9 protein-coding genes are annotated in these 6,280 nt (G+C 69.1%); 8 read left to right on the top strand and 1 reads right to left on the bottom strand.

Features of this window, described 5'->3' with window-relative positions:
- On the top strand, nucleotides 1-380 hold a 380-nt coding region (locus ABZ453_RS50010; protein ID WP_359026593.1), incomplete at its 5' end, for a tyrosine-type recombinase/integrase.
- A 1,267-nt stretch (nucleotides 381-1,647) separates the two neighbouring features.
- Here the strand turns inward: ABZ453_RS50010 and ABZ453_RS50005 are convergent.
- Nucleotides 1,648-1,983, bottom strand: coding sequence for a hypothetical protein (locus ABZ453_RS50005; RefSeq protein ID WP_359026591.1), 336 nt, complete (start codon nucleotides 1,981-1,983; stop codon nucleotides 1,648-1,650).
- Nucleotides 1,984-2,320: 337 nt separating this feature from the next.
- Here ABZ453_RS50005 and ABZ453_RS50000 point away from each other — a divergent pair, with 337 nt between their 5' ends.
- The 7 genes from ABZ453_RS50000 (at nucleotide 2,321) to ABZ453_RS49970 (ending at nucleotide 6,276) form a co-directional block, all read left to right on the top strand.
- A complete protein-coding gene (locus ABZ453_RS50000) occupies nucleotides 2,321-2,623 on the top strand; it encodes a helix-turn-helix transcriptional regulator (RefSeq protein WP_359026589.1) in 303 nt (100 codons plus the stop codon).
- On the top strand, nucleotides 2,620-2,901 hold the full coding sequence (locus ABZ453_RS49995) for a helix-turn-helix domain-containing protein (protein WP_359026587.1): 282 nt from the start codon (nucleotides 2,620-2,622) through the stop codon (nucleotides 2,899-2,901). Before ABZ453_RS50000 ends, ABZ453_RS49995 begins: the two co-directional genes overlap by 4 nt.
- Nucleotides 2,902-2,995: 94 nt before the next feature.
- Nucleotides 2,996-3,661, top strand: a complete 666-nt coding sequence (locus ABZ453_RS49990) for a hypothetical protein (protein ID WP_359026585.1) — start codon at nucleotides 2,996-2,998, stop codon at nucleotides 3,659-3,661.
- On the top strand, nucleotides 3,658-4,566 hold the full coding sequence (locus ABZ453_RS49985; protein ID WP_359026583.1) for a hypothetical protein: 909 nt from the start codon (nucleotides 3,658-3,660) through the stop codon (nucleotides 4,564-4,566). The genes ABZ453_RS49990 and ABZ453_RS49985 overlap by 4 nt, the downstream gene beginning before the upstream one ends.
- Entirely contained in the window at nucleotides 4,563-4,853 is a 291-nt protein-coding gene (locus ABZ453_RS49980; RefSeq protein ID WP_359026580.1) for a hypothetical protein, read from the top strand. The genes ABZ453_RS49985 and ABZ453_RS49980 overlap by 4 nt, the downstream gene beginning before the upstream one ends.
- Nucleotides 4,854-4,855: 2 nt before the next feature.
- The gene (locus ABZ453_RS49975; protein WP_359026578.1) at nucleotides 4,856-5,464 is read left to right on the top strand and encodes a hypothetical protein; all 609 of its coding nucleotides are present in this window, start codon (nucleotides 4,856-4,858) and stop codon (nucleotides 5,462-5,464) included.
- Nucleotides 5,461-6,276: a DUF6195 family protein gene (locus tag ABZ453_RS49970; RefSeq protein ID WP_359026576.1), complete on the top strand. Its 816-nt coding sequence runs from the start codon at nucleotides 5,461-5,463 to the stop codon at nucleotides 6,274-6,276. Before ABZ453_RS49975 ends, ABZ453_RS49970 begins: the two co-directional genes overlap by 4 nt.
- Nucleotides 6,277-6,280 lie beyond the last annotated feature (4 nt).

The raw sequence follows: 6,280 nt of genomic DNA, 5'->3' as shown, positions 1-6,280 counted from the left end.
CGGCGGCTCAGGTGGAGATGGTCCGTCGCCTCACGAGCGGCCGAGCCAAGGACGACTTCGTGTTCCGTGCCGCCATGGGCGGGCCGTGGCGGCACGCGAACTTCTACAACCGCAAGTGGAAGCCGGCCGTCGCGGCGGCGATCGCGGCCGGGCTGCCGAAAGAGCCGCGGATCCACGATCTCCGGCATACGCACGTGGCGTGGCTGATCGCCAAGAAGATTCCGCTGCCGGCGATCCAGGCGCGGCTCGGGCACGAGTCCATCCAGACGACCGTGGACCGCTACGGCCACCTCGTGCGTGAGTTGGACGACGAGATCACGGCGGCGGTCGAGGCGGTCATGGCCGTGCCGGCGCCGCGGGCTGGACTTCGGGCGGTCTAGTCGCTTCCGGCCTGTGGGGGCTGGCAATTCTGTGTCCACAGGCCAGACCGGACGATGTGGCGGAGGTCGCCCAGCATCTCGGTGCGGGCCTGGGGGGACATGTGGCCGCGGACGATGAGCCACGTGAAGGAACCTTCACGCTCTATGGGCATGACGACTCTGCCGCCGGGCAGGCGGTCGACGTACTCCATGGTGACGTCGGGTCGCTGGGGGGCGTCATCGTCCTCCGCCTGTGCCTGAACGTCTTCAGGCTCTTGCCCCTAGGCCTCCGCGCCGTGGTCTGCCATTCGCAGGACCCCCTTGCTGGCTCGTCACGCATTCGTTCAAATGTTCGAACGCGTGCTCGTACAGATCCTATGTCGCCCCCCAGGCGGATCATCGACGATGCCATACTGATCAGGCTGTGACCAGGATGAAACTGAAAGTAGTACTAGCTGTTCACGCTCTGGCCACAGCCTGGGCGGCTGCTTCGACCGCGAGCTGGCAGGGCCCGAAGGGGCGGCGGCACTGCATTCGAGGCCCCCAGTTCCGCCCTGTCGTACCACTGCTGCAGCCACACACCGGCGCAACCACCGTGCATGAGGAGCTCGTTCATCGCGTCCCGCAGGGCTCGGGTACAGGCGCCCTCGCGGATGAGCCAGACGCAGCTGCCCTCTTCCTCCACGGTCATGACGGTCCGGCGGCGCGGCATGACGGCAGCCGGAACGATTTCCCACCGGGACTCAGCGACGCCAAGGCCTTCCGCCGGCTCGAGCATGCGGCCGTCCTCAGTCCACGGCCGCCGCCACAGTCCGTGACGGACCTGGTGTCTGGTTACCCGGTTGAGGTCTGCGGCCAGTTCGCTCCGGGCGTGTAGCGGATGCCAAAGGATGTCGGCGATTCCGCCTGACCTGTCCGCCACTTGAACGAGCTCGCCCGGCGGCAACTGCCCCGGCCGGGCTATGCGGTACACGGCTGACGTGTGCGGGTCTGACATGTCGCCCCCTGTCGCCCGTGCCGCGGCGAACGTGTCACGGTGCGGGCGCAGCACGAGTAGCAATGGTCACTTCCACCCCCCAGGCGGACTGCCATTAGACACCGAGGAACACATTCAGCCAATACTTAAACCACAGTGAGTAACCGGGCGCGCGACCCGTTTTGCCGAAATAGGCATATGACCAGGGAAGTTGACCCCTTGTCCGGCTGAGGCTAAGCGGAATCCGTAACGGGCCATGCAACCGGTTTCCAAGTGGGGAAACCGGTCAACGGGGTTGGCGCAGCTGACCAGTTAGTCTCGCTTCAACTTTCGCCACGACTGCATGAGGGCGATGACACGGGCTTGGTCTTCTTCGTCCATGTCCCGGAACTCGTGCACGAAGGTGCGGACCTGCCGGTCCGAGGTCCAAACGGTGTCGATTCCGAGGAACTGCGCGCCGGCGGCCTCCTGAACCAGGCCGAGGGGCAGCCGGAAGCCGGCCGCGAGGGCGCGCAACTGCGGCAGGGTGGGCGCCTTTATACCCACCGCTCCCTTCATCAGGCCGTCCAGGGTGGTGCGCTTGTACTGGGGGCCGACGTCCGGGGTCTCCGGGTCGATGCAGCCGTCGACGAGCTCGCGGATGCTCATGCCGAGCTCTTCCTTGCGGTTGGCCAAGAGATCGGACAGGTCTGTCCGACTCCTCGTCTCCTCGCTCGTCATCATCCTCGTCTCCTGGTCCCTATGGGCTGCCCGGTGTCCATGTGACCACTGGTACGTGCGCGGCATATGCACTGTTCAGCGCGTCGTTCTGATCAATGCCGTGGGCACAGTGTCCAGGTTCGGGGTCTGTTTTCGCCAGTCCACGCGGTCGCCTTGACCAAATTCCCACGCAACCGCTGTCCGGAAATCTGGACAACATGCCCGACTTTCTGGCACGGTTGAGCTCTGTCCGGATTTTCGGTCAACTTGTCCGTGAGGCACGCCCATGACTTCTCCACCCCGATACCGGCTGCTCAAGCCCCACCTTCTGCGGGAGCTGATGGAGCGGACCGGGACCGGGGCCCCCATCAGCGGCCGCGAACTGGCCTCTGCGGTGGACGTCCCCAGCAGCACCATCGACGCCCTTCTCAACGGCGTAACCAAGACACAACCGGCCGACGTCGCGGAGCGCATTGCCCGCGCCATCGGTGTGGACCTGCTGATTTTGTGGGCGCCCACCGGTCGCGCGGTTCCGGCCCCGGCCGAGGACCAGCCCGTCGCGACGACCCGTACGGCGGTCGCCGTATGAAGCGCCGACTGCAGTACCCCGCGGCCGCCAAGGAGCTCGGCATCGACGAGACCTGGCTGCGCCGCCACATCAAGCGGCTTCCGCACTCGAAGCTCGGCCGGACCGTCTACTTCACGGACGCCGACCTCGAGCGCATCGACGCCTTGTTCCATCACGAGCCGACCACCGGCCCGCTGGCCGCAGCGCCTGCGCCTGCGCCCGCCAAGAAGGCCGGCTCTCACCCACTCAGCCACCTGCAGCCGCTGCCCGGACGCAGTCGCGCGCTGGCTCGCACCTGACGGCACAGCAAACGGGGCCGCCCCGGACCTGCCCGTCCGTAACGACCCCGCTCGAGACGTCACCTCACCTCAACCAACCTGAAGCGAGGCTCACGTGGACCAGGCTACCGAGGCCACCACGACCACCGCATCCACTCCCACGACGCTGGAGCGCGAACACGCGGCCTACCAGCGCGCGGCCCAGCTCCTGGACCGCATAGTGGGCAAGCTCACCGTCCTGCCCCGGCAGGCCGCCGTCGTCGGCGACCTGGACGGCTTCCGTCTCCGCCTCAACTTCGGCACCAACGACCCGAAGGGTGTCCTCGAGTTCGCAACGATCGCCGACGTCGAAGCCAGCCGCGACCACAGCGCTGGCGGCGTCTGGTTCGAGGCACGCGCCACCATCGAGGACATCCCCGTGTGCGCGGAAGTCCTCCTGTCCGCCGAGGCCGCCGCCGTCTTCGGCCACCAGAGCCCGCCGCCCAACCCCGGCCCGGACGCCACCCCCGCGCAGGCCGTCGTGCACCCGGCACCGCTCGGCGCCAGCGTGCTCACCCACGTGCCCGCCGTCACACCGGTGGCGCCGGTCAACGTCGAGGGCCTGGACGTCGAGGACGTTGCGCGGTGCGTGCGCTGCGGATGCACCGAGGAAGCCGCCTGCGAGGGCGGCTGCTACTGGGTGCCCAACGCGCAGATGGTCGACCTGTGCAGCGCCTGCGCCACCCCCGAGGAGCTGCAGGCCATGAGCTACACCGCCGAGATCTCGGACGGTGGCCAGTGAGCCAGGACCCGCGGCACATCCTGCTGCAGCTGAACTCCGCCATCGGCCTCGCGACCGAACTCCTGGACCTTTCCCTCGACGCACGCCAGCGTGAGGCCCTGGCCCTCGAGCTCACCGGCCCCGTCCGTGCCCTCATCGCCGAGGCCCTGGACGGAGCCGCCGCTGAGGTGCCCGTCCGGTACGCGGTCGTCGCCCAAACCGGCGAGGCGGTGTCCCGGACCGTGGACACCGAGGCCGCCGTTGAGACGACCGAGTATGCGGGCTGCGTCAGCCGCATCGCCCTCGATGTCGATCTCGACTCCGCGGCCGCGGTCCTCGCAGCCGATCTGCGCCAGCAGCAGCCAGACGTCCTCGTCACGGACGTGCCCAACGGTTCCTATCTCGGCCTGACCGTACGGCCGAAGACGCTGCACGCCTGGCGGTGGTGGCTGCGCAAGTTCGGCATCGCCGAGAGCTCGGTGAGCGTGCAGGGTACCAACGCCTACGCGGTCGGCCAGGTCGGCCAGGTGGCCGTGCAGCTGTGCGGTGAGGACACCGGCACGCTCTTGTCGAGCGAGGTCCGTACGCGGTCCGGCCTGGACATCGACCTCGACACTCCGGCCGGCACCGTCGCCGCGAAGGTGCGACGCCAGAGCGACGTCACCGGAGTCGCACTCCTCGACGCCCGCACCGTCTCGGTCACTGTCCGCGCCACCTCGCTGGTGGAGTGGCAGTGGTGGCTGACCCAGCTCGCCGTCGACCCCGAGAGCGTCACCTTCGAAGGCACGACGGCGATCGTCACCGGCTTCAAGGACGGCGCCACCATCGAGCTGCACGGCGAGGATTGCCGCGCCTTCTACGAAGAGGACCAGGCCACCGCCCGGCTCATGGGCCTCATCCCCGAGACCACCTCGGCCAGAGCATGAACGGCACCGCCAGCGCCGCCCAGTGGCTCACCTGCAGCGGCATCGGCTGCGGCACCGGCGCAGTCGTCCTGGGCCTGATCAAGCTCGCCCTCGACACCGAGTCCACCGCCGCCCGCGGCCGCCAGGAGGACCGGTACCCGGCGTACCAGCCGCCTCCGGCTCTGCCCGCCCGTGCCCCGCAGAGCCTGCGCTGGCACGCCGCCCCGTCCCTGCTGGCCGAGACCCAGCCGATCCGCGTGCAAACCAGCCACGCCCGCCATGCCCGCCACACCAAGAAGGCCGCCTGATCATGGACTTGATAGAGACCGTCTACTTCGGATGGAACCCCCTCGCCCACGCCGAGGAATGCACCAACCCCGTGTGGGACGAAGCCGAGGTGATCCACGCCGAGGGCATACGCCCCGGCGTCACCGGCGAGGATCACCACGCCTGCAGCCACGACATCTGCTCGCACACCGACGTGTTCGAGCACGTGCAGCTGCGGCTGCTATGCCGCACCTGCCAAACGGTGCACACCATCTCCGGCGAGAGCCTCACCCTGGCCATCTCCCACACCTCGGCGACGGGATGGGGCCAGCCTCCGCGCCAGAACGGCGAGTTGTGGCTGTGGCCCGGCCGCCCGGTCATCGCGGGCGGTGAGCCGCACCAGTACCTCGTCACCCGCCAGCCCGCCACCGTCACGACGGAGACGCTGTACGGGATCATCACCCGCTACCGCGACGCCGACGGCACCCCGCGCTGGCTGGCCGGCGCCGTCCCCGACGAGGCCGGCGCGCACCAGATCTCCACCCTGCGCTGGCGCCACGCCTCCCGCGGCCTGGCCGCGCTCGAGGATGCCGCGGCTTGGATCACCGACGCCGAGCAGACGGCCGCGCGCACCCTGGTGGTGGCGGTATGAGCCTCAACGACATCGCCAAGGCCGCCTACGCCGATCAAGCCTCGGTCGACGCCGAGCAGCAGGCTGCGCACGAAAGCGAGGCAGCAGAGGAGTTCCTCGCCGCCGCCCGCCATGTGGCCAGGAACGTCCTCGGTGAAGCTGCCGAGGTCCTGCCGTGGCAGTACACCCCCTGGGCGCAGGCTGCCAAGGACACCGAGGAGGCAACTGCCGCGCTGGCGCCCGGTCTTCACCACACCCTGGCGCTGCGCTACGCGTACACCCAGGACGACGAACGGGCTCAGTTCGGTCTCGTGCAGACCTGCGTCAGCTGCGGATGCCGCATCGTCACCGAGGTGACCAGCCTGCACCACCTCGGCAAGCTCCTGGACGAAGCCGACGGGCCGGGCCAGGCGCACGCCGACGGCAGGAATGGAGCTGAAGGGGACGGGCCGTTCGGCTGCGCCGATTCCCTGCTGGAGCAGGCCACGTCGCTGGTGCAGCTCGTGCGCCGTCTTGTGGCCCGTCACCCGCAGGCCGGCGTGGCCGTCGACATGGCCAGTCTCCTCAGTCACAGCAGCGGTTCCACGACCGGCAGGCTGCGACTGGAGACGACGACGGCGGAGGCCGCCGCCGAAGTGGCCGCCAGCCTGGGCATGGACGTGACGACCGAGGTGACGGGGGCCAGCGGGAGCTACGTGTTCCGGCGGACGCGCGGCCTCTGCACGGTCGACGGCATCGAGGTCCAGATCGAGGGCTACACCCAGCTGCCCGACGACGAGGCCGCCGCCTGGCGCTCCCAGCAGGACCAGGCCGCCGAGGACGGTGGCAGCTGATGCG

It is taken from the genome of Streptomyces sp. NPDC005799 (assembly GCF_040630525.1).
Taxonomy (GTDB): domain Bacteria; phylum Actinomycetota; class Actinomycetes; order Streptomycetales; family Streptomycetaceae; genus Streptomyces; species Streptomyces griseorubiginosus_B.
This window is presented reverse-complemented; position numbering and strand designations above follow the sequence as displayed.

Coding starts and splice junctions, on each gene's coding strand:
- ABZ453_RS49995 (WP_359026587.1), top strand. CDS start 2,620: ATGAAGCGCCGACTGCAGTACCCCGCGGCCGCCAAGGAGCTCGGCATC.
- ABZ453_RS49970 (WP_359026576.1), top strand. CDS start 5,461: ATGAGCCTCAACGACATCGCCAAGGCCGCCTACGCCGATCAAGCCTCG.
- ABZ453_RS49975 (WP_359026578.1), top strand. CDS start 4,856: ATGGACTTGATAGAGACCGTCTACTTCGGATGGAACCCCCTCGCCCAC.
- ABZ453_RS50005 (WP_359026591.1), bottom strand. CDS start 1,983: ATGAGCATCCGCGAGCTCGTCGACGGCTGCATCGACCCGGAGACCCCG.
- ABZ453_RS49980 (WP_359026580.1), top strand. CDS start 4,563: ATGAACGGCACCGCCAGCGCCGCCCAGTGGCTCACCTGCAGCGGCATC.
- ABZ453_RS50000 (WP_359026589.1), top strand. CDS start 2,321: ATGACTTCTCCACCCCGATACCGGCTGCTCAAGCCCCACCTTCTGCGG.